Below are 24,552 nucleotides of genomic sequence, written 5' to 3' on the forward strand. Positions count from 1 at the left end.
CATCACGCAATAGTCCGGATCACCTGATCAAGGTTTTCGGCTTTGTCCAGATTCAGCTTTTGTTTTAGCCTGTAACGTCCCATACGGATACTTTTGGGTTCTACCCCCAAACGACTGGCAATTTCCTTGTTGTCAAGCCCCATTAAAATGTATGCACAGTATTTCAGGTCGAGGCGGGTTAATGAATTACCTGCACGCTCCTGCAAGGCTGTAAAAAAAGTCGGATGGATATTATTTAAAGCCTGCTGTTCATCAAGATTTTTATCCATGCGCAGGTTCTGGTTAATGATACGGCCAATCTGTTTTGCTACATGCGTCGTATCGGCACCACGTGATTTCTCTTTCAGCAATTCAAGTATGGCGTTCTTCTCCTCTATTTTGAGCGTACCTGCTAATAATTCTTTCTCCAGCCATTCGGTACGGTCTTGCAGCAAGGCCTGCTGCGCCTCTGCATGTGCACGTTCTTCTTCCAGAAGCTGGGCCTGTAGTTCTGCTTCCTGTTTCTCAAACATCAACCGTTGGGCTTCGGCTTTTTGCAATTCGGCCGTCAGCCTTATTTCTTCATTTTCCTTCTCTGCTATCTGCTTTTTCTGTTGAGAAGCCTTCAGCTTGTAGTGGTACGAACTAAGCAGTAATGCCAAAACCAAAATACTTACCGACCCAATAGCTACATACAGCCAGTTAAGGTGCTTATTAAAATTGGCACGCTCACGCAGGCGGGCAATTTCATTATCGCGCTGCGCCGCATGGTACTCTTCTTCCAGTTGTTGGGTGATAGCCAGTTTTTGTGCGTCGAAAACTTTACTGTTGTACGCCACATATTGTTTATAATAATCAAGCGCTTTTTGCTTGTCGCCTTTTTGTTCGGCTACATTGGCAAGGGCCAACATTAACCTCGACCGGGTTATGTCAACTCCCGGTGCTGAGCTTTCGATTTCACTTATGCCGGTTAAAAGATATTGTTCTGCCTTTGTATAATCTTTCTCGCGCAAAGCATATTCGCTCAGCATACCGTAACAGTTGGCAATTACTTCGCGGCTATTGGTTTTACGCCCTATTTCAAGGGCTATGTTAATGTAATGCTGTGCGCTGTCTTTATAGCTTAAGGGATAATATTTGAAATAGCTGTTAGCGATGTTTAAAGCAATGAGTGATCCGTTGCTTTGTATAAATATCTTTTCACGGTTTTTATGGTAAAAAGCCATTGCCTGCCTAAAGTACCGCATACTCGAATCCAACAGTTCGCGATGAGTTTTATCATGCTCAAAAGCAGAGAAAAAGCTATGTGCTACTGTTAAATAACCCAGCTGCATATCATCGGCGAAGTTGCTTCCCTTGGCCATTGCCAAACAGTTTCGGGCATAAGTACGATGTTTAAGTGTATCGCTGCCGTAAGCATATATACTGGCTATGTAATGGTTGATAATTGTTTTATAACTATATGCCCGGTTGGTTTTGTCGTCCTCTATTAACTGACTCGCTTTTAATAAACCTGATATAGCCTTTTCGTTATTGCCTTTTACCAGTTCAAACCACCCCTTGCGCATCCATACAAAGGCAGCAAGTTCTTTATCTGTAGATTTCGAAGCACATCGCGTAGCACTATCCAGATATACGGCTGCACGTTTTTCTTGTCCTTTTTGCATAATCAGGTACCCCAAGGTTGCATAACAAAAAGCTTTGGCACCAGCATCACCACTTGCTTTGGCTAATACCATAGCCTTTGTGGCAGTCTTCATAGCTTCATCCGGGTTCGTTTCAAGGGTTGCCCGGGCCAGTTCGGCAGTAGCAACAGGCCTGTCTTTAGTGGAGGCACTATTGGCAACACGGTTAAGCGAATCAATAACAAGCGATTGTGCATTGACAGTATCGGCAAAAAAAACAATAGCAATTAATGCTGTAAGGATCGTGATCTTCTTGAAAAACATAAGCGCTCAGGTAGATATGTGCTATTAACGCAATTATTTAATAAATCGCATTTAACACCTTTTGAATACTGTAACACAGAAAGTTATAAAATTGTTGTAGATACCTTGTAGACGCTTTTTTGATTTAACGTAGACACCTTGTAGTCAGCATTTTATTGGCGTTGGCGAACCTCTGTCTTAATTTTGGGTTAACATCTTAATCGTAAACTAAAAACAATAACTATGTCAAACAAAACAATGGCTATTGTAGCCTACATTACAATCATCGGATGGATTGTATCGTATTTAGAATTTAAGAAACGCGCAGAAAAAAGCGCTTTAGTTAACTACCACCTTGGCCAATCATTAGGCCTTATGATCGTATCTGCTGTGCTTAGTATTATCGTATCAATACTGGTAGCTATTATACCCGCTCTTTATATTGTAAGCCTTGTAATTGGCGTCGCTACACTTGTATTATTATTACTTGGTATTGTTACCGCCAACAACGAGGTTATGAAACCACTCCCAGTTGTAGGTAAATTATTCGAAGGCCGTTTCAATTTTGCTGGTCCGGTTAACGCTAATACACAGCAATAAACTCCGATACTGTACCTAACCTTATGTAAATCGTGCCGCTGCTTTGTTAATTCAGAGCAGCGGTTACCTTATGTATCATTAATGCATTATACACTAAATAAAATGCTATGCTGTTAGGTTCAAACCAAGCTTTTAAAAATACACCGATTAAAAGTGAAACAGAACTGATTGCACAACTTATCGGTCAATCGCGTTTTTCTGAAGCATATCTGCTGCTAAAAAGCGAAGCATCAGATAAAACCGAAACCCAGTACAACCTGGCTTTATGCTACTATTGGATAGCTAATTACCGCGAAGCTTTGATCTGCCTGGATAAAGCGCATCTTTTCATGCCGGTAAATCATAGCAAAACAAACCCTGTTAATGACAGTTTTTATAAGGCATTGCGTGAAAAGCAAAATGATCTTGACGATCACCTGCTGCCTATTACGCATAAGCATGTGGAACTGACTTACCCAATGGTGGCAGATGGCATAGTTAGGCTTAAAACAGATTGCTGGCTAAAGTTAGGTGAGTATCAAAAAGTAATTGATATAGCTACACCTATTGCCTACAAAGGGTTTAAGAATATTAATGAAGCAATTAGTATTGCTAAACAAAATTTAAAAAAATGAACACCGAATACAACCAGATAAGGGATACTTATCAACGAAATATGTTTGCAGGTGCAAATGAAAAAGCTGATGTTTTAGCATTGTACCGCGCACTACCCGATCTTAATATGACAGGCGATTACGAAGAAAACTTATATCACCTGGCAGCTCGTTACGCTGATGCCGCAGCAGTAAATTTTTTAAAAGAGGCAGGGATCAGGCCGGTTGCTGACAAATACGGAAATACGCCTTTGCATACCCTTGCAAGCAGCAGGTTTGACACAAACAGCCCGGAATTGGAAGCCACTGCAACTAAAATAAACGAAACTGCCAAAGCATTGCTTGATGCAGGCGTTAACCCCAAAAAGAAAAATGATTCGGGCAAGCTGGCCTATTTTGAGGCGGGGCTTGTTTACATGTATCCTATGCTTGATGTATTAGGAGATGCGGGGGTAAAAATGGATGTTACTGATAGCGAAGGCAAAAACATTTTGCATGTGATCTGCGAAAAATTGGTACACCGTAAAACCATACCGGGTGCTGTAGAAGCAGCTACCAAAACAGTGCGCGTACTACTGGAAAAAGGTGGCATTGATACAGAAGACAAAGATGTTTATGGCACTACTCCCCTTGCCTATGCTCAGCGTAGCGGTGTAAAAGAAATTGCCGCTTTACTATCAGGCGATGAAAGCGATACCACAACCGGCGGAATGACTGTCCACGAGGCGGTATTGAACAGTGATCCGGAGGCTTTAGAAGCCATTATCAAAAACGGGGCTGATCTTAATGAATTATCTGATCAACACCGTCGTACTCCTTTGATGCTTGCCTGTGAATATCCATCAGAACCATTGGTAAAATTACTTACAGCAGGCGGTGCCGATGTAAACTATCGTACGGGTACCGGTGAAACCGCTGTTTATTACCTGCTTACCAAAGGCATTAGCAACTTTGGCAGAGGCATGAGCCGCGACCTGAAAGATATCATTAAAATATTGCGTACACTGATAAACAATGGCCTTGATATTGATGCGTTGATCACTAATGAAGGCGACACAGCTATTAACGTGATTTGCCAGGCGGGATACATGGCTGATATGAATACCCAGCTTGCAGAAGAGCTGATTGATGCCGGTTGCGATATCAATAAGCCTAACTATGCAGGCAAAACACCGCTAATGTCATTTGCACAAAAAGGCAACGAGCCTAAATATGGCATAGCCGAATTACTGCTTGATAATGATGCGGATACCACTTTTGCAGATAATGCCGGCAACACCGCTTTAATGTACGCGGCTGCAAACAGCGACCAGATGTCGGCCAAAAAGCTATTGTCATTGATACTGGATAATGACAAATCAACTATTGAAAAAGTAAATAATGCCGGGCAAACAGCTATGGATATTGCCATACAAAATGGCAATGAGGCAGCTGTTAAGCAAATACTGGCTTAATATGATCTACTATGGATAACATGTTTTTAAATGCGTGTAAAAACGCACAAAAAGGGATTGTACAAGCCTTCCTGAAAAAGGGTGGCATTAACGTTGACAAGCGCGACAGCCTTGGTAACAGCCCTTTATACTACGTTTGCTCAAAGGGAGCAAAAGATATTGCTAAGATGTTGATAGACGCCGGAGCCGATGTAAACCTTGCCAATAATGTAAGTGAAGTGCCTTTACATTGTGCAGCACGTATAGGCAGCAAAGAACTGATCAAATTATTGCTTGATGCCGGAGCTGATATCAATACAAGCAACAACTTTGGGCAAACAGCTATTTTTTACGCAGTGCTTTCAGGCAAAACGGAAACTGCCTTGTATCTGATTTCATCAGGTGCCGATACTACGTTGAAAGATAACTCGGGATATACTATCCTTGATCATGCTACGGCTAACGGTATGCGCGAATTAGTCGTTGCGCTATCAGATGGTGATACAACACTTAAAAAAGACGATTACGGCAATACCCCATTGCACCAGGCAGTTTATAATAATCAAAGCGAAACCGTAATATCACTTTTAAAGAACGAAGATATTAATGTAAACGAGCTGAACAATGATGGTGTAAGTCCGCTGATACTGGCAGTTAATAACTCGAATGCGCACCTTGTTGAGCTACTTATTAAAGCCGGTGCAGATGTTAATCAGCACGTACTTAGCGGTAATTCTGCTCTGCACTATGCAGCCGGAATGGGCAACCTGCATTTGGGCAAAACCTTGCTTAAAGCCGGTGCAGAAATAAACTCAAGAAACAGCTATAGCGAAACACCATTATTAGTAGCAGCACAATGCGGTTTTAACGACTTTACAGCTTTGCTTTTAGAAAATGGCGCTGATCCAAACGCGGTTGATAACGATGGTCGCAGCCCTATGGATTTTGCCAGCGAACGCGGCTATACAGAAATACTGGAACAGCTTATCGGTGCCGGAGCAGGCGAATAATACTCGAAACCTAAAACGAATCACAAACAAAAAAGGGAAGGTTGGTAAAATTTACCAGCCTTCCCTTTTTAATGATGATCAGAAAGATTATTGCAGATCAAAACGGTCAAGGTTCATTACCTTGGTCCACGCTGCTACAAAGTCTTCTATAAATTTACGACCGTTATCGGCCTGTGCATAAACTTCCGCAATAGCGCGTAGTTCTGCATGCGAACCAAATACAAGGTCGGCACGGGTAGCAGACCATTTGAACGCTCCTGTTTTACGGTCGTGCCCCTGGAATATTTCCTGACTTTCATCAGCCGCTTTCCAGGCAGTACCCATATCTAATAAGTTCACAAAGAAATCATTGGTCAGCTGACCTGGCCTGTTAGTGAAAACACCATAAGGTGAGCCATCATAATTTGCATTTAAAGCACGCAAACCGCCAACCAGTACAGTTAGTTCAGGTGCTGTTAATGTCAGCAGGTTAGCTTTGTCTACTAACAATTCCTCGGTACGTACCCTTGCTTTGGTTTTACGATAGTTACGGAAACCATCTGCCTGTGGCTCTAAGTAATGGAATGATTCCACATCAGTCTGCTCTTGTGAAGCATCCATACGTCCCGGGGTAAACGGTACGCTGATCTCCTGACCTGCATCTTTAGCTGCTTTCTCAACTGCTGCATTTCCTGCAAGCACAATCAGGTCGGCAATTGATATTTTTTTGTCAGTATGTGCGTTGTTGAATTCATTTTGGATACCAGTAAGTACGCTAAGCACATGCTGCAATTGAACAGGGTTATTTACTGCCCAGTCTTTTTGCGGAGCAAGGCGAATACGTGCACCATTAACACCACCACGTTTGTCACCACCACGGAAGGTAGAAGCAGAAGCCCATGCAGTAGAAACCAGTTGTGAAACTGTTAAACCCGACGTTAAAATTTTATCTTTCAATACACGTGCATCGCTTTCGTCAATTAACACATGGTCAACTGCCGGAATAGGATCTTGCCATATTAAAACCTCAGCAGGCACATCCGGTCCTAAGTAACGCTCGCGCGGACCCATATCACGGTGAGTTAGTTTGAACCATGCACGTGCAAAGGCATCAGCAAACTGATCTGGATTTTCATAAAAACGGCGTGAGATTTTTTCATATTCAGGATCAAAACGCAGCGACAAGTCTGTGGTAAGCATAGTCGGCAAGTGCTTTTTAGCGCCATCATATGCATCTGGAATTACAGCTTCGGCATTTTTAGCAACCCACTGATGTGCGCCACCCGGGCTTTTAGTTAGTTCCCACTCATATTTAAACAGGTGATCGAAATAATCATTACTCCATTGGGTTGGCGTTTTGGTCCAGGTTACTTCTAATCCGCTGGTGATTGTATCGGCACCCTTACCACTACCATAGCTGTTTTGCCAGCCGAAACCCTGTTGTTCTATTCCTGCTGCTTCCGGTTCGTCGCCTACATTGTCAGAAGGTGCGGCACCGTGCGTTTTACCAAATGTGTGTCCACCTGCAATAAGCGCAACAGTTTCTTCATCATTCATAGCCATACGGCCAAAAGTATCACGAATATCTTTGGCAGCAAGTACTGGGTCAGGGTTGCCGTCCGGGCCTTCAGGGTTTACATAGATTAACCCCATTTGAGTTGCACCAAGCGGTTTCTCTAAGTTACGTGAATGTACGTCGCCATCTGCGTTATCGTCAGATACCAGCACACCTGGTTTTTCAACACCATCAGAACCATGCGCATAGCGCTCATCACCACCTAACCAGGTTGTTTCAGATCCCCAGTATACAGACTCGTCTGCTTCCCAAACATCTTCGCGGCCACCGGCAAAACCAAAGGTTTTAAAACCCATTGATTCCAATGCCACGTTACCTGTTAAAACAATAAGGTCTGCCCATGAAATTTTGTTGCCATATTTTTGTTTGATAGGCCATAACAACCTGCGAGCTTTATCAAGACTCACGTTATCCGGCCAGCTGTTAAGTGGTGCAAAACGTTGCTGCCCTTGTCCGGCGCCGCCACGGCCGTCAGTAATTCGGTAAGTACCGGCACTGTGCCATGCCATACGGATAAACAAACCACCGTAATGACCAAAATCTGCAGGCCACCAATCTTGCGAATCGGTCATCAACGCGTGCAAGTCCTGTTTCACCGCTTCAAGGTCAAGGCTTTTAAAAGCCTCTGCGTAATTAAAATTTGTATTTAGCGGATTTGATACCGGCGAATGCTGGCGCAAAATATTTAAACGAAGTTGATTTGGCCACCAGTCGCGGTTTTTAGTACCGCCACTGTGATTCGGGGTTTTCTCGTTGTTTAATGTGCCATTGTGAAAAGGGCATTTGCTGATATCACTCGAATTATTTTCCATAACGTATTGAGGTTTATATTACCAAATGTATGAAAGAGGGTATGTGAATAAAAATAATATATATTGATAGATAATAGATTATCTCTATACTTCTATTGGCTGTTATAATATAAATCAGATTAAAGACATAGGATGGGCATCTTTTTTCTTTAATCTTTCCTGTTCTTATTGTGCTTACAGCGTTCTGAGCAATATTTTACTTGTTCCCAATCCTTTTCCCATTTTTTTCGTCAGGTAAATGGCCTGCCACAGGCTAAACATATTTTTTGTGGCAAGTGTTGTTTCTTTACGCCGTGCATAATGATTACTTCACGGGTATGCGCTTCTTATTACGGAACACAGGAAACTGCATAGGGCTATGCTGAGGCCTTTCATCGCCAAGTAAGACGCCCCACTGTTTAAACTGCTCAGACCTGTCGAAGATGATCTTTAGTACTGCAATAATAGGAAGCGCCAGGAACATAGCAGATATCCCGCCCATTGTCCCCGCGAGTATAACGCCCACAATAGCTGCCAAAGCATTGATCTTAACCTTTGACCCTACAATACGCGGCATTAAAATATTATTATCTAAAAACTGGACTACAGCTATAGCACCTAAAACAATAAATATCGGCAATATCTCTTGCGATGATGCAAGAGTGATAAGCACCCCTAATATATTCCCTATCAGCGCACCTAAATATGGTATCAGGTTTAAAAAAGCGAATATTACTCCGATAAGCAAAGCATGCTTAATGCCGAAAAAGAATAATATGGCTCCTAACAGTATGGTGATATAAGTGATCTGAATTAAAAGGCCGATCAGGTAACTTTTAATAATACTCTCGCTTGCCTTTAACCCCTCTTCAACAGTGGTATGGTCTTTCTCGTCAAACCACATAAATATAAAGCGCATTAACAGGTTTTTGTATAATAAGATGAGGTAGATGTAAATGGGTATAAGACCAAAAAACAACAACACATTACCTATTGAGCCCACCATGCTGCTTAGTATAGAACCTGCTGAATTAAGCATCTTATTACTTTGTTCGTCAATAAACTTCAGCTGCTCATTAGCCGAATATTTAAATTTTTCGGCAATCCAGGTACTAAGCGCGCCTAAATGCTGTGATACATTTTTTTTGATCTGTGGAAGATCGGCAATTAGCGCCCCTATTTGCGAGGAGAAAAACCATATAATTAAACCTAAGAAGATAAACAGCGCCAGTATGGGTAAAAATATAGCCAATATTTCAGGCGTCTTGAATTTCCTGAAAAAACGCATCACAGGCAATAGCATAAGGCTGATGAAGAACGCCATTAACAATGGCATAATTATGCCCTGGCCTACAATAAAAATAAACCCTATCAGGGCAAGGCCCATCAATTCGATGGAACGCTTTACAGTTACCGGAAGTTCTTTCATAATTTTCATAGGTTTATTGATCAGCTATTCACCGCAGGCTTGTCCCGATTTATTTATGCGTTTCTACGAGCAGTTTGTTTACCTTTTCATATAAATCATCATTGTCAAATGGTTTATACATTACCAGGTCGGCACCATAACTTCCTAAAGATTCCAGCACCTTGGCATAACCCGACAAAATAACCACAGGTATATGAGCAGTAAGCGGATTCTTTTTAATCTGGCTGCAATATTCGCCGCCATTTATACCCGAAAGAATATAGTCCGTAATAATCAGGTCGGGGTTTATTTCCTGCACGGTTTGTACAATATCCGCAGCCTCATTTATAGCTGTAACCCGGTAACCATTATCTGTAAAAATCTCTTTAAGTACTTCTGCTATATCCTCGTTATCCTCAACGATAAGCAAATGTTTTTGTAATATCATGTTATTAAAATCCCAATCGCACCCATCATTAACCATTGTGCTTTGCCAGTTTAACAATAATCAGGTTATAAAGTTGGCTTTTAGTTAAAGTATTACATTTATAAGATATCACTTGCCGGCATAGTTCGGAAAGGAATTACATCAGGCTAACGGTTATTAAAAGCTTACTTTAAATTCGGGATCTTCTGAAATTACATAGTTAAAGGATACATCAACATCTTTATTGCTGTTATCAAAGCCATTAATGCTAATTGGTATAGTAAGACTGGTACTGTAAGGATGCAACATTTCATTATCAAAAACCCTGATCTCTGTAAATAAGTTAAGATGATTATGGGTTTTTGATGCAGGCACGTTAATTGTTACCGGCTTGGGAAGTTCAAACTCGCGGCTGGTTTTATACACAGTTCCTGCATGAATACGTGCGGGTACATAATTTTCATTAAAAAAGCCATTACGCTCTTCTTCCCACCGGGTGAGTACTGCATTAATTGTTATCTCTGCCGGAATTACAATCGCATCGGGATCAAGCTGCGGAATAATGTTATCCATAATAGCCAGTTGCGGTTCTCTTCGTAAACCGTTTAACATGGTTTCTGATAAGAATAAGTCAATATTCTCCTGAACTTGATAAGTAGTTGCATCAGTACAAACAAAATCAATAACGTAATCCTGCAATTGTAAATCATTGTACAATTGCTTCGCAGCTTCCAGCGAAAAAGGATTAATATCTAAAAAAATAAACTTTACCTGTTCAGAAGTGAACATGGATGTAAGCGGGGTTAATAAAGTAGCGTAAGGCCCGCAACCTGCATAAAGTATAGTTACTGGCACATCTTTTTTTTGCTCAAGCAATTGAGTGATTGCTTTAAAGATGCCTTTTAGAAACCTTCGTGTGCGTTCAATTTCCATAAGGCAATGAGCGGCCTTTATGGTTGAAATTGCTTTACCGGTAGGAAGCATAATATCATCATCATTAATGTCTCCGGCTTTTACACCTGTAGACTTTGCAAATACACTGTGCAGTTGCTTAAGCGCATCAGTTATATGCAAATAATTATCATCAAAAAGCAGTGTTTGCGTTGCTGATGAAATAATCTGACGAGGTTCTTGAATATTAAAGGACATGATAAGATTTATTGATATGGCTTAAATATCTGCAGATTTTTGTGTTTATCAAGTGAAATGCCAAATTAATTCCACCAGACATTATGAGCAGGAGCCTTTACGGCTCCTTGCTCATAATAATAGAATAGTTGAAGTAACTATAGTTACAGTGCTTTTATAGGGCTGCCCGTCCAGGATGTGGAAGCCGCTAATTTTTCGCCTTTCATTACCAGCGACAGTGGTTGGAGGGAAACATCGTTACCCAATTCGCTGTCATATAAAATAATTGTACGTGCGCCAACCGAGCATCGCTCGCCGATGTTTACCGCTCCTACTTTCATTACCCTATCCTCAAAAAGGTGGGTTTGCGGACCGCAGTCTTCGTTCAATGCGCTATCTGTGCCGATACTTACCATGTCATACTCTGTAATATCAGTAGTATTCATCCAAACACGCTTACCTATTTTTACGCCCAGTAAGCGAAGTGCGGCAGGCAGATAAGGGGTACCGCGTAAAAAGTCCAAAAAGAAGGGAACAGCCAAAGCCTCATAGGTAGTAGTTATTGCTTCGCTTAACCATACACGCGGCGTCCACATTGGCTTTTGCTCATGCTTGTACCGGCCGACTACAACCCATTTCAATAAAACTGTAGTAAAGAATGCCGGAAGTCCCATGTAATACAGGTAGTAAAAGGGAAGCTTGGGCATTTCTTTTAAAATTTCAACCACACCGCGGTTTTTCACCAGATCATGGCAATAGGCAACAAACAATACACTGCAGCAAATGATGATGGTCTCGGGTAAAATAATACGGATTAGTTCTACTGTTCCACGGGCAAGTTTGCGTGATAACGACGGCTGCGTTGTTAAAGATTTATCGTAACTGCCACTATCCTGCCTGTGTGGCAAAGCAATGGCAGGCGACCCAAACCAATCGCCCATCGGGTTATCACTGATCTGTTCCTTACTTGGCGGAACGGATAGCACACCGATCAGCATACGGTCGCCCAACTGATAACCTTGCGGTATTAATGCGCTGTTACCCACAAAGCTGCTGTTACCAATAGTAGTTCTTTCCAGGACCAGCTGTTGCCCGCGGATGTCCTCTTCCCCTAATGAAACAGCATCAGCTATGAACGATTCGTCACCAATTTCCAGCATGGTATGCGTTACATTGCTGGCTGTAGATATCTCGGTGTTCTTACCAATCTTAGCACCCAGCAAACGGAAAAACCAGGAAACAAATACGGTGGCATAAATAGGATGCAACACAATTAAAGCAACCGAAATTAACTGATCTGACAACCACTTACGTACATACGTGCTACTATATACCGGGTAAACTCCCGGCTTAATATTTCTGAGTAATAAACGTGATAAAACAATTGTTTCCAACGCATAAACACCCACATAAAGCAGTGTTAGCAATGGCACGTGTATGAAATAGCTAAAGTCATAGTCCGGCGCATTAAGATCCATGTAATTCAGGATCTCTATTACAGGCCACAACGGAAGCAATACGACCACCGGGAAAACGATCAACAATACGGTATAGAGCAAACTGAAAGAATACATTTGAAAGTTGCTTGTCCTCAATCCTTTTGGCAAGCTATCAGGATCGGCATCCTTAACTTTTTCGGCCGGGCTACCTTTCCATACTTCATAAGGCAATATTTTCTGACCAAATGGTAAATAGCTTAAATCCGAAAGTTCTCCCCACTCCTGTATTTCACTTCCACCTGCTATCACTGCATTACTGCCAACATAAGCATGGTCGCCAATTTTTATTTTGCTGAATGTTATCCGGCCATTCTCGACACTTACATTATCCAGTACCACACCCGAACTTAAACTTACATCTGCGCCTATATCAATCAGGTCCCATGCGCCAACCGTTATTGAACTTATTTGGGCATCTTTTGCCACCTTTATACCAAGCGACCGCAAAAAAACAGGATAGATGGGTGTGCCATTCATAAACTGGGTTGGTATCAGGCGCAGCAAGGTATTAACAAACCAATAACGGAAATAGTAGGTACCCCACAAAGGATAAGTGCCCTCTTTCATTTTCCCTAAAACCAGCCATTTAACGCCTACGCTTATTAATGACAGCAGTGGCGGCACAAGACAATATAAAATCAGCGCGGTAACAAGAGCCAGTCCACGATCGGCGCGGCCGCTTTCTGTACGCGCTACCACATAGTAATAACCCAGGTAGGGTATAAAAATTTGTATGGCAAAAAGACCGTAAATTAACAGTAACGCGATACCCTGCATCAGGCCGCAAAACAAATACCTTAATGGGGGGATAGCTGCAAATGGCTCTTTTTGTTTTTGCTGAGTGTTTTTCTTTTCGCTCTGCTCCCAATAATGAATCAGATTATTTACCGGCCGGTTAGTGTAAATATCTTTTAGCGTGGCATGAGGCACATTGCCCTCGCTCCTGAGCCACGAAGAAAATGTTGCAGCAAGCAAAGAATGCCCGCCCAGGTCGGTAAAGAAATCCATTTCAGGTTTTATTTCCCTGCCTGGAAATAACTGTTTTAAGCCGAACATCACCCGATCAGGTAATGTTGCATCGGCATCGAGTTTCACATCATCCGCCGATTGCATATTGAGCAGCATATCTGGTACAGGCAGCGATTTTCGATCAATCTTTCCGCTGGGCAATCGTGGCATTTGCTCCATCACTACAATGATTAATGGCAGCATGTAAGCTGGCAATAGCTTTGAAAGTTCGGCACGCGCATCATTTTCTACAAAGGTTTCGGGCTTATTCAAAGTGACATAGCCTACCAGCTGATCCTGGCCATGATTATCCTTTTTTAATGCTACCGCTGCCGACTTTACATTTGATAAGGCATTTAACTGCACCTCGATTTCGCCAAGCTCAATACGGTAACCACGAAGTTTGATCTGGTCATCTAACCTGCCCTTGAAATCAATGCGCCCGTCGGCCTGCATAATCACAGCATCGCCACTGAGGTAGATTCGATCTCCTGGAAGATCAATCAGCGAGGCAGGTTTATTTAAAAACTTCTCGCTGGTAAGTTCAGGCCTGTTAACATAACCGTTGCAAACCCCCGGGCCCGATATGATTAACTGCCCCTGCTGCCCTACCGGCAATAGGTTAAAATGCTCGTCAATAACAGCCAGGTTATAATTGGGCAATGGCCCGCCGATGCTTATTATGTCACGTGGCTTTAGTGCCACCATTGTTGACGTAACCGTGGTTTCTGTAGGCCCGTAGCTATTATAAAATACGTTTTTACCCGGCTTGCTCCATCTGTCAAGCACTGCCTGTGTACAGGCTTCGCCACCAGCATTGATCAATCTTAAAGTCGGAATATCGTCATCAATAACGGCCAGCAAGCTGGGCACAGCATGTAAAATAGTAATCTGTTCGCGCCTTAAAACATCGCTTAGTTCATCAATAGATTTGGCTGTGGTAGCATCGGCAATCCAGATGGTAGCACCTGCAAACAAGCTAATCCAGTTTTCTTCGCACCACATATCGAATGACACAGAAAAACCCTGGTAAACTTTGTCTTCCGGCTTGATACCGATGACATGCTGTTCGGATCTGATTAAGTGGCTGATATTGCGATGCAGGATGGGAATACCTTTTGGGCGCCCGGTACTGCCCGAAGTGTAAAGCACGTATGCACGGTCATTTGCATTAGGGCCCGCCGGGGGGGTAATTTCTGCCTCTGCTTCAGGAAATGCAGGCACACGCAGTAACTGACATACTAATGCAGGGTCGGCATCTGTAAAACAAGCTGATGCACCAACTTCTTCCATTACCACCTGAACCCGCTCTTCAGGCATTTCACGGTCTAAAGGCACATAAGCAGCTCCTGATTTTACTATACCTAATATTAAAGCCTGTAATTCCAGGCTGCGCGGATACCAAACACCTATTGATTGCCCGGCCCCGATGCCATGTGCAGCAATAAATTGTGCAATGGCATCGCTCCACCTGTCAAGCTCGACATAACTTAGCTTTTTTGTGCCAAAAATGAGTGCTGTTTTGTTATTATAAATAGATACTACAGATCGGAATAAATCAGCAATAGTTTCTTCACGTATAAGGTCGGGCTTGTTTTCGCCTTCTAAAAGACTATATTTTAACATATATGGTGGAACGCAAATAATAGGTTGAATAAATTGGTAGTTAAGCTTTTTTGCCCTCAAATTGTTTAGCCAAAGTTGAAAGAAATATTGATATTATTTATAAAATCAAAGAATAATATCTGTGACTACAGATTATAAAGCCTTCTTCCGTTTTAGCAAAAAAATATAAAAGCATGTAAATAAATGCAAGTTGGAATGAAGGTAAATTATGTAGTAGCAAGGGTAGCGCTTATATTAGCTTGTGAAGCATGGTCTACTTGTCTCTTTCCTGTTTAGTAAGTACTATGCTTATGTAATCTAACGGATTTATTTTAGTTGAAAGGCCAAATCGACTTCTAATAATGATGCCCACATCTGGATTGTGCTTTGAATTAAATATCGCATTTTTAATTACCGGATCCTCCATAGGCTGTGTAATTGTCCACTCACCGTAAAGTGATTTAAGGTCGTTAAATGTTACCGGATCTTTTGAACTTTTAGGCGGATAAAGATCAAAGTAATAAACCTCGGGTGAGCCTTTGTCTATAGTATCCACTATTGATATTTTGAGATACTGAGCGCTGTCTGTTTTTCCTTTCAAAGAGTTATTAATTGAAATCTTATATTTTGACAAATACGGCGCTAATAACTTTTTGCCTTCTGCAATTCTATCACCTTTTAATTGTATGTTCTTTTCTATAGTTGTTATGATATTAATCATAGTAGCCTTATCGACTACTTTTAAACGCTTTGAATCTGTTTTATTTTGATCATGCTGATTGCATGAGCAGATCAAATACGATAAGCCAAATAACAGCAACTTAGCTTGCCTTAGCTTTTTAGAAATTGGCTTTTTCTTTTGTACAAAATCCATTCAATAAGAGATCAGTTTAGTTGCTGTTAATCAGTTGACAACCGATTTAAAGATTTCTTGTTGATATTTTAAATATTCGTAACTTCCTGTTAGATACTCAAATCAGTTTGTAAATAACTATTTTGAAAAGGCCTGGAAAAAAGTGCGCTTCGAAGTTGCCCCGGAAATAGCGGTCGGGCTTTAATGTAGCAGGTATTACTTTATCAGCATAGTTATGTACCACTATTCCCTGTCCCTTTTTTAAATATCCCGCCCCAATCATAATATCGATATCTGTAGGTTTAACATGTATACAACCATGCGATTCAGGTAATGTCACTGGAAATGGACGCTGACTAGCCGTACGACGTAAATTATAGCTTGTAACTGCTTCATTATCTGGCGTGGTATGTATAAAATCATTCATTACAGATTCTTTGCCGTTCATGATACCATCATGATTAAAATCTTTGAAATATTTTACTGATATATGGCCAAAGTCACTAAACAACCACTTATCTGGTAATTCCCTGTTATCCATTATCGCAGAAGATTTATCTGGTGGAATGTTTAAAGAATACCATTGGCGTTTTAATTCATCAGCCACATTTTTTTCAGTATAGTGATTTTTTTGATTTATCCATTGAGGCACAATACTGGTAAGTTTAACCCAATGATTGTTATTATTCACATCTACATATATTACATCATTAATGTTCCGTAATCCGGCACCCCAGGGTATTGCTGAGAACCAGAAATAACGTAGCTTACTGATATGTTTTTCTATGGTATGAATTACAAATCGCCCGGAATCGGTTGGTGTTGCAGTATAATCATGCTTAGAATGCACCTTTTTCTGCGGTCCGCCATGTGCATCATATTCTTTTATTTTAATAAGTAGATGATTAATCATATATATTTTATAGTCTACATGCGTATTAAGGTGATGTCATAAATCACATTACCACTTTCTTCTGGCCAGGTTTTGCTGCGAACAAAAACATTAACATTTCCTACACCTTTTATTGCAAAGGTTACTGGTATTAGCGCAGGTTCCTTTTGTAAAACATTAACATTCCATTTTCCGAATTTGTCAGACAGATCCCGGTATGAAATCTGCTTCTGAAAATTTTCTGTCAGGCCAAATCTAATATACACCGAATGTGGCTTTTTGTTGAAATTAACAAACACATTGCCTGTATCACTTACCTGCTTTTGATCATTTGTTGTAAACTTATATATGGAGTGATATTTATTGATCAGATCAGCGGCTTGTTGTGACGCACTGTCCTTTCTTCCAAGTACATGTGCTACGCTGTCAATCATATTCAAAAAAGTGCTTTTATCCAGCTCTTTTAAATTAGTAGGTGCTACTTTGCGCACGGAAGAGGGCGAGTTTGAGTTAGTGCAACTGCTAAAACCACTTACAACCAGGCATAAGAGCAAAGTTGTAAAAATACGGGCTATAGATAAGGTTTTCATAAACAGAACGGTTAGCTGTGGCAATATAAACACAGTGATATAATTTAGGAATATAGTAAACTATAAAAACCCTTATGAGTGGGTTTAAAACAGAAAACGGGTAGATTATACATCTCTCCCGCTTTCTGTAACTTTGACTTTATTCTAACGTTCTCCGATCTTACTTCGGCCAGTCGTTCTCGTGCTCGGCGTTGCCGATCTTCAAGGTACGGGCCGAGATCACAAAGCTTAATGACATTGGGGCATTGCCCACAATCGATAAGCCTTCGTTGTACTGGATGATGTAACCTTCTGTAAACGTCAGTTCCTTCATCTTTGCGTCTTCTTCCGACTTTTTGAAGGTGATTGTTCCGTTCAGTGGTTTGTACTGGTTGTTCACCATTGATTCGATCACCGAGGTATCTTCGGTTGATTCTACTTCAACCTGGATCGTACCGCCGTATACGCCTGATGAAGGGCGGCCTTTAGCATCTACATCCCTGCTTAGGGCATAGCTGCATTGCAGCACATCAAATTCTTTTGAGCCTATATTGATTCTTGCTTTGAAAGCCATAGTAGTAAAATTTAGAAAGTAATACGATTGGGTGCTTTATCTCACCCCTTAATTAATTGGTGCGGCCTGGCCAGTCGTTCACATGCTCGGCATTGCCCAGTTTCAGCTTACGGGCAGAAATGGTGAACTTGTAGCTCATCGGGGTTTCGCCGGTAATGTCCAGCCCTTCCGAGTACTTCACAATGTAACCGTCTTCAAATGACAGTTCTTTCATTTTTGCATCTTCTTCTGATTTTTTGATCAGCAGTGTACCGGTAACGGGTTTGTACTGGTTGTTGACCATCGCTTCGATAATCGAAGTGTCTTCTGTTGACTCTACTTCGATGTCAATGGTGCCGCCATATACTCCTGAAGACGGGCGTCCTTTTGAGTCTACATCGCGGTTTAAGGCATACGAGCAATTCAGCACATCGTACTCTTTGCCCGAAAAATTTAATCTTGCTTTGAAAGCCATAACGATAAATTTTAAAGGTTAATATGTAATAAAGTTTTTAAGCTCACCCTTGAGCTTACTTACATTTAACTACAAACCTATCATTATATTGTTTATCGAAATAAAAATTAATCTTTAATTATTTTTTTAGATCAATTTTTATCGCCGTAAAGTCACACTAACTCCTGTCAATCTCAGCAACTTGAAATCGTTTTTCCATATCCAAAATGACCTGATTCAGTGTTTCACTACATGTTCTTATTAATTCACCTGCATGGTCTATGCTGAGTTCACCACGACCTATTTTTTCAATATTCGCTACAACTTCCTTCAAGGTGTTTATTTTAAGATTACGAATGCTTGGCTTTATCTTATGCGCTACCATACCCATCAGCTGATGATCACCCTCAGCGCAGGCCTTTTCCAACTGACACAAGATTTGAGGGGTTTGCTGGCAAAATATCAGGCACATTTTTTTTACAAAGTCCGCATTCCCTTTGCTGATCAGGTTCAGCTCTGCCAGGTCATACAATGGCTGCTGTTGTGGTTTTTCAACTATCCCTTTTTCAACCGGCATTTTTGGAAGCCACTTATCAAGAATGGCTAAAAAGTCCTGCTCTCTGAAAGGTTTTGAAATATAATCATTCATTCCTGCGGCTATACATTTTTCACGCTCCCCTTTAATAGCCCCTGCTGTAAGCGCCAGTACCGGTATCTTATTACCCATCGTACGGATTTGCCTGGCTGCTTCCAGTCCGCTAATGCCAGGCATCTGTATGTCCATCAAAACAACATCAAACAGTTGCTCACCAAGCAATTTAATAGCTTGTTCGCCATCTACTGCTTCCACTACCGTACCTCCGTGACTACGAATAATGATAGAAGCAACCAGCCTGTTAAGCTCATTATCATCAGTTACTAATATTTTTCTTCCATTAAGGAAAGCCTTGCTGATCACAGTCGCTTTTTTCACAGGCAGGTCCTGCATATCACCTTTTTCCAGTACGATTGTAAATGAAATAGTAGTTCCCTTGCCTTTGGCGCTTTCGGCATTAATATTTCCGCCCATCAACTCAACTAATTCTTTACAAATGCTCATCCCTAAACCGGTACCGCCAAATTGGCGCGTAATGGATTCATTCTCCTGGCTAAACTTATCAAAAAGGTGCTTGATGTAATTTTCATCCATTCCGACGCCCGTATCTTCTACTGCAATCTTTATAGTTTGAGACTTAGGCGTGTCCTTTTCAAGATAGAAACTTAAACTGACAGTTCCGTTTTCAGTAAACTTAATGGCATTTCCAATCAGGTTCAACAGGATTTGATTAAGGCGATACGGATCACCTAACAAAACAGGGGATATGCGTTGGTCAAAATGACCATTTAAAAGCTTCAGTCCTTTTTCTTCGGCTCTAAGCGACAGCACCTGAATAGCCCTTTCAGCAACTTTTTCGGGTTCAAAGCCAATAGTTTCCAAACCCAGCTTTCCGGCATCTATTTTAGAAAGATCAAGTATATCATTAATAATAACCAATAAATTTTCAGAAGCAGAAATAATAGTGTCAAGGTAAAACTGCTGTTGGTTATCCAGCTCGGTTTTAGCCAACTGGTTACTCATACCCAATACGGCATTCATGGGTGTTCTGATCTCGTGACTCATATTCGCAAGGAACATCTCTTTGGTGCGCGCTAACTGTTCTGCCCGTATTTTTGCCTCTTCAAGTTCTTCCTGCTGTTTCTTCTGCTCTGTAATATCCAGATGTATACCGATTGACCCCACCAGTTCTCCCTGGTCATTATATCTTGGAGCACCGCTGATCAGCCACCAACGTTGCTCTTTATTTTTATTTTTTACACAAACTTCGTAGGCATCTGCAATACCCTTTTTCCGTCTTTCAAGCTTTTCACTTAAAAGTTTTATACCTTCTTTATTTAAAAATAACGAGGCGGCTTCATAGCCAATCAAATCCTGTGGCAAATAACCGCTAATATCGCTGAAACCATTGTTGGCATAAGTAATTACGCCATCGTTATCAACTTCAAGAAGCCCGAGGTTCATATTGGCAATGATGGTACGATATTTCTCTTCATTTGCTTTCAAGGCTTCTTCAGCCATCTTACGTTCGGTAATATCAAGAATGAAGCCTGTAAATACCTTACTCCCGGTTTGAGAGGTGTATGAATAAGCAGAATGAACGGCATGCCAGCGCACACCTATGTTTGGTATAATTAATCTCGACTCGTCATAAAAAGGCTCAAGCGTCTCTTTTGACTTTTGGTTCTTCTGGATAATGCGCTGACGGTCGTCCGGGTGAATATAACCCATGTAATTAATAAAGTCCTGTGTTTTTATGCCAAACAACTTTTCTATAACGGGGCTAACGTATCTTAACCCATCCGTATCATCCTCTCTGAATTCATATTCATAAATAACACCCGGAATACTTTCAGACAATGATTTAAATTGCTTAACCCTTTGTTCAAGCTCTATTTCCGTTTGCTTGATTTTAGTGATGTCTGTATGAGTGCCAATACTTCTTAATGGTAAACCGTTTTCATCTTTTTCGATAATGACGCCCCGATCCAAAATCCATTTAATACTACCATCTTGTTTCCTGATACGATACTCTAAACGGTGCGTATCTATTGTTCCTGATTTGTACTGCTCATAAACAGATTTTAACATATCCAGATCTTCCTCGAGTACGCTTTTCCACCATAATGAACCTTCTTCATCGTCACCTAAGCCCTCATAGCCCAAAAATTCACCATATGGTTTAGAGAAAGTAGTTTTAAAAGATTTGAAATGATGCTCCCATACATTATCACCAATCCTTTCTAAAACTGTTCTGAAAAGCGCTTCAGACTGCCTGATCTTCTCTGATGCAAGTTTTTCTTGCGTAATGTCTTGTTCCAGCGAGAAAAAGCCCGTCAACTGATTTCTGCCGTTGTAAATGGGCTGGCCCTGAATACGGAACCAACTTGCTTCGCCTTTTCTATTATAACCTAAAATTTCTGCTTTAAACGGCTTGCCTGCCGCTACCTGTTGCCTTAAATAATTGTCGGTCTCTGCATCTGTTTCTGGTCCTCTCATTAGTTCTCCGGGCCTTTTACCTACCGCTTCATCTAAAGAGAAGCCGATGTTATCTACAAAGCTTTTGTTGGCCCAGCTAATCTTCCCCTCTATATCAGTAATAATTACCACACTGCTATTATCCTCAACAATGCGCGACAATACCTTTAAACGTTCTTCCTTTTCTTTAATTTCCGTTACATCGCGGCCATAGATATTAATGTAATTCTGTTCAGGAAGGTATTTGCAAATAAAAGAATATATCCTTTGTTCAAAAGCGGCTTCAATCTCCCACTTCTCTGCTGTAGGATCAAGCTCTTTTACCAATACCTGCCAAAACTCTTCAGGACTGTAACTGCTTTCATGGTATTCGAAATATTTGATAGCTTCGGCAGCAGGATTGCACATTAAAATGGACCCATCAGGGCGAATGCGGAAAATAGGATCCGGGTTTTGTAGAGTAAATAAAGCAATGTCGTTAATTTCGTCCCCTGCTTTTTTTAACTCCTTTTTTTGCTGATGTACCGTACCCAAAACTTGTTTAAGATCTTCATTGACTATTTCTTCCGTTTTCAGTACATGTAACAGATCGATAAGCGGATCATGATGGGCAAAATCATGAAGCGTAAGATGGCTGTCCGTAACAGATTCAATATCCCTGAACCAAGGCGAACCGATGAACATTAGTGAGTTGGAATCCGCTAAATATTCAAACTGCCCTCTCAGCATCTGGTCTTGATTGTCCTGAAGTTTCAAGATAAGCATGCGATCACACAGACCTCGCAATACGTTGAAATCCAAAGCATCCAGATGAGGCCGGTGAAGCATAAAATAATCACTAAAACAACCTTTTAGTGTTCTACCAATCATCTTCTCTATACTTTTACCACAACAGGTAATCTTCAGTTCATGGCTGATGATCAAATGAAATGGAAAAATCCTGTCCAGTTGCTGCCTGCTAAATCCGATACTTGTTGGCTCCATACGCTTACCAGCTTACTTTATATATTTCATGATCTTGTCCTGATAACCTGCTTTCGAGTAGCCCAACGTTGACCGGACAGTTATATAATTTACCCAATCCATGTAATAGTCCGCGTACAAACTCCTGCAAACCTTGCCTTTTAGAATAATAATGGATATGAATACTACTTTCGTCAATGTCACTTACCTGAAATTCGGGAGGTGTCAGTTGAGGATAAATCAGCATAATTCTGTTATGAAATTCGGGCAGGTTTATTAAAAACTCCTTCAAGCTTTGTCCGCCTGCCTGCATTAAACCTCCGTATTTTTCTTTACCTGTTTTAAGTACCCACCACTCACCAAACGCTTGCAGCACCTCAGCAACCGGCATTTCCATTTCTTCTGATACGGCTTGCGCTAATTTATAAGTGATCTCATCGTCGTAAGGTTGGGTACTGATAAAGAAGTCGATGTCAATGCCACTTCGTACTTTAACGGCTTCCCATTTTTCTAACCCAAAATTACTGGTTACCAATTCCTCTATTGCTTTATTTACAATACCATACATAGCGATCTTTTTTAGAAACTTTAGTTAATTGATTAATAAAAAGTATTCCTAAAAGGAAAAACCGCTTTATCAGTGTAGCGGCACGCCTTACCCTATCCACTTGTTCCATATCAGGGATAAAAATTCCACAAAATGGAATTATGCTAACCCTCCTGATTTCATCATATTATAAATGGTGCTCTTACCTATTTCAAGTTGTTGCGCCGTAAGCAATACATCGTTGTTGTTTTTCCTGAGATGTTGTTTAATAATATAACTCGTATACTCCTTTAAGGTCCTGGGCTCGGCAAATAAGTTTTCATCATCATTTGCTTTAAAATAGGTGAAGTCACTTTCTGTAATGGTGCGATTTTCACACATCACGGCTGCAAGTTCCACAAGTGCCTTAAGTTCCCTTACATTTCCGGGAAATGGATAGCCCAATAACTTTTTCTTTGCACCGGAGGATAGCGAGATACCACCAATTTTATTTTGCCTTGCAAAATCATTAACAAAATGTTGGGCAAGTAAGACAATATCATTTCCACGATCTCTTAATGGTGGCAGTTCTATTGGTAAGCCGAGTAACCTATAATAAAGGTCTTCCCTGAAAGTTCCCTTTTTAACTTCTTCCTGAAGTTTTTTGTTCGTAGCCGTAATAAGGCGGAAATTCAGGGAAATTTTCTCTACCCCGCCTAAGCGTGTAATCTCTCTTTCCTGTATGGCCCTCAGAATTTTGCTCTGCAAGGCCAAATCCAGTTCTGCAACTTCGTCAAGAAACAAAGTTCCACCATTGGCTTCTTCAAACTTTCCTTTTTTTGAGGTAACCGCACCGGTAAAAGCCCCTTTCTCGTATCCAAATAACTCACTCTCTAACAACGTTGCCGGTATGGCAGCCATATTTACAGCCACTAAAGGCTTCTTTTTACGATCACTGTTAAAATGGATCGCTTTGGCTACCAGCTCCTTCCCTGTCCCAGTCTCCCCGGTAATAGAAACATTAATGTTTGTATTTAAGGCTTTCGTCATTAACCGGAAAACCTTTTTGATAGCCTCACTTTCACCAATCAATATTTTTTCGAACGTATATTTTTGCGCTAATTCTTCTTTTAATAATTCAACTTCCTGCTTTAATTCCTGATTTTCACGTATCCTGTTGATACTGTTCCATAAAAGCTCTTTAGTTGCATCATCCTTAACAAGATAATCACTCACACCCATCTTAAGCAGATTAACGGCAGTGGAAACATCTTCCTGAGAGCTGACCACAATTACCGGTACAGATGGAACAGCCTCTTTAATTTTTTTAAATAGCAAATCACCTTTTAAGTCTGGAAGTGAAAAGTCAATTATGATAAGGTTAGGACGCTGATAAAGATTGTCGAGGCAAGATTTACCATCTTCATAACGGGTAACTATGTAGTCGGGATTTAAACCGATATGGTAACTCAAAATTTCACCATACCATAAATCATCCTCTACAATAAAAATGTGAAAAGGAGTCATAATCAAAGTTTATAGGGGCGAGGTATTAAAGGGCTTGGTAATAATAAAGTTACAAATTGTATATAAATAAAACAAATTCCAAAATCCGGATTAAAGCAAATATTTTTTCCATTTTATGGAGACACATTTTTAGTTAAAATATTAATAATCAATATATTATAAAAACGGCTCACATTTG

General features: G+C 40.8%; 18 protein-coding genes and 1 pseudogene. 4 read left to right on the forward strand and 15 right to left on the reverse strand.

Translation table 11 applies throughout. The annotated features are described in order from the left end of the window. Positions 1–2: 2 nt before the first annotated feature. The gene (locus tag PQ461_RS13385; protein ID WP_274206029.1) at positions 3–1,928 is read right to left on the reverse strand and encodes a LuxR C-terminal-related transcriptional regulator; all 1,926 of its coding nucleotides are present in this window, start codon (positions 1,926–1,928) and stop codon (positions 3–5) included. 222 nt (positions 1,929–2,150) lie between these two features. Here PQ461_RS13385 and PQ461_RS13390 point away from each other — a divergent pair, with 222 nt between their 5' ends. The 4 genes from PQ461_RS13390 to PQ461_RS13405 all read left to right on the forward strand — a co-directional run bounded on the left by PQ461_RS13390 (position 2,151) and on the right by PQ461_RS13405 (position 5,543). After that, entirely contained in the window at positions 2,151–2,507 is a 357-nt protein-coding gene (locus PQ461_RS13390) for a magnetosome magnetite crystal formation protein family (protein WP_274206030.1), read from the forward strand. A 107-nt stretch (positions 2,508–2,614) separates the two neighbouring features. Beyond that, a complete protein-coding gene (locus PQ461_RS13395; protein WP_274206031.1) occupies positions 2,615–3,121 on the forward strand; it encodes a hypothetical protein in 507 nt (168 codons plus the stop codon). Beyond that, positions 3,118–4,554: an ankyrin repeat domain-containing protein gene (locus PQ461_RS13400; protein WP_274206032.1), complete on the forward strand. Its 1,437-nt coding sequence runs from the start codon at positions 3,118–3,120 to the stop codon at positions 4,552–4,554. The genes PQ461_RS13395 and PQ461_RS13400 overlap by 4 nt, the downstream gene beginning before the upstream one ends. An 11-nt stretch (positions 4,555–4,565) precedes the next feature. Continuing rightward, a complete protein-coding gene (locus PQ461_RS13405) occupies positions 4,566–5,543 on the forward strand; it encodes an ankyrin repeat domain-containing protein (protein ID WP_274206033.1) in 978 nt (325 codons plus the stop codon). A gap of 87 nt (positions 5,544–5,630) precedes the next feature. On the opposite strand, the gene katG is transcribed toward PQ461_RS13405, so the two are convergent. The 14 genes and pseudogenes from katG to PQ461_RS13470 form a co-directional block, all read right to left on the reverse strand. After that, positions 5,631–7,910: a catalase/peroxidase HPI gene (gene katG, locus PQ461_RS13410; RefSeq protein WP_274206034.1), complete on the reverse strand. Its 2,280-nt coding sequence runs from the start codon at positions 7,908–7,910 to the stop codon at positions 5,631–5,633. A 149-nt stretch (positions 7,911–8,059) separates the two neighbouring features. Continuing rightward, a pseudogene (locus PQ461_RS21155) lies at positions 8,060–8,140 on the reverse strand (DUF2256 domain-containing protein); the annotation flags it as partial. 74 nt (positions 8,141–8,214) lie between these two features. Continuing rightward, positions 8,215–9,318, reverse strand: a complete 1,104-nt coding sequence (locus PQ461_RS13415; RefSeq protein ID WP_274206035.1) for an AI-2E family transporter — start codon at positions 9,316–9,318, stop codon at positions 8,215–8,217. 49 nt (positions 9,319–9,367) lie between these two features. Next, the gene (locus PQ461_RS13420; protein ID WP_274206036.1) at positions 9,368–9,745 is read right to left on the reverse strand and encodes a response regulator; all 378 of its coding nucleotides are present in this window, start codon (positions 9,743–9,745) and stop codon (positions 9,368–9,370) included. A gap of 156 nt (positions 9,746–9,901) precedes the next feature. Next, positions 9,902–10,873 (reverse strand): SAM-dependent methyltransferase, encoded by a 972-nt coding sequence (locus tag PQ461_RS13425; RefSeq protein WP_274206037.1) that lies wholly within the window; start codon positions 10,871–10,873, stop codon positions 9,902–9,904. A 143-nt stretch (positions 10,874–11,016) separates the two neighbouring features. After that, entirely contained in the window at positions 11,017–14,985 is a 3,969-nt protein-coding gene (locus PQ461_RS13430) for a Pls/PosA family non-ribosomal peptide synthetase (RefSeq protein ID WP_274206038.1), read from the reverse strand. A 253-nt stretch (positions 14,986–15,238) separates the two neighbouring features. Next, positions 15,239–15,838, reverse strand: a complete 600-nt coding sequence (locus PQ461_RS13435; RefSeq protein ID WP_274206039.1) for a hypothetical protein — start codon at positions 15,836–15,838, stop codon at positions 15,239–15,241. Between the two features lie 97 nt (positions 15,839–15,935). Then, positions 15,936–16,730, reverse strand: coding sequence for a hypothetical protein (locus tag PQ461_RS13440; protein ID WP_274206040.1), 795 nt, complete (start codon positions 16,728–16,730; stop codon positions 15,936–15,938). A 14-nt stretch (positions 16,731–16,744) separates the two neighbouring features. Then, positions 16,745–17,299, reverse strand: a complete 555-nt coding sequence (locus PQ461_RS13445; protein ID WP_274206041.1) for a hypothetical protein — start codon at positions 17,297–17,299, stop codon at positions 16,745–16,747. 160 nt (positions 17,300–17,459) lie between these two features. Beyond that, entirely contained in the window at positions 17,460–17,852 is a 393-nt protein-coding gene (tssD, locus tag PQ461_RS13450) for a type VI secretion system tube protein TssD (RefSeq protein ID WP_274205573.1), read from the reverse strand. A gap of 52 nt (positions 17,853–17,904) precedes the next feature. Next, on the reverse strand, positions 17,905–18,306 hold the full coding sequence (gene tssD, locus PQ461_RS13455; protein WP_274205572.1) for a type VI secretion system tube protein TssD: 402 nt from the start codon (positions 18,304–18,306) through the stop codon (positions 17,905–17,907). Positions 18,307–18,463: 157 nt separating this feature from the next. Then, positions 18,464–22,342, reverse strand: a complete 3,879-nt coding sequence (locus tag PQ461_RS13460) for a PAS domain S-box protein (protein WP_274206042.1) — start codon at positions 22,340–22,342, stop codon at positions 18,464–18,466. Positions 22,343–22,346: 4 nt separating this feature from the next. Next, on the reverse strand, positions 22,347–22,889 hold the full coding sequence (locus PQ461_RS13465) for a heme NO-binding domain-containing protein (RefSeq protein WP_274206043.1): 543 nt from the start codon (positions 22,887–22,889) through the stop codon (positions 22,347–22,349). A gap of 138 nt (positions 22,890–23,027) precedes the next feature. Then, on the reverse strand, positions 23,028–24,374 hold the full coding sequence (locus tag PQ461_RS13470; protein ID WP_274206044.1) for a sigma-54-dependent transcriptional regulator: 1,347 nt from the start codon (positions 24,372–24,374) through the stop codon (positions 23,028–23,030). Between the last annotated feature and the right edge of the window lie 178 nt (positions 24,375–24,552).

The sequence above is a fragment of the Mucilaginibacter sp. KACC 22063 genome (assembly GCF_028736115.1).
Lineage (GTDB): Bacteria > Bacteroidota > Bacteroidia > Sphingobacteriales > Sphingobacteriaceae > Mucilaginibacter.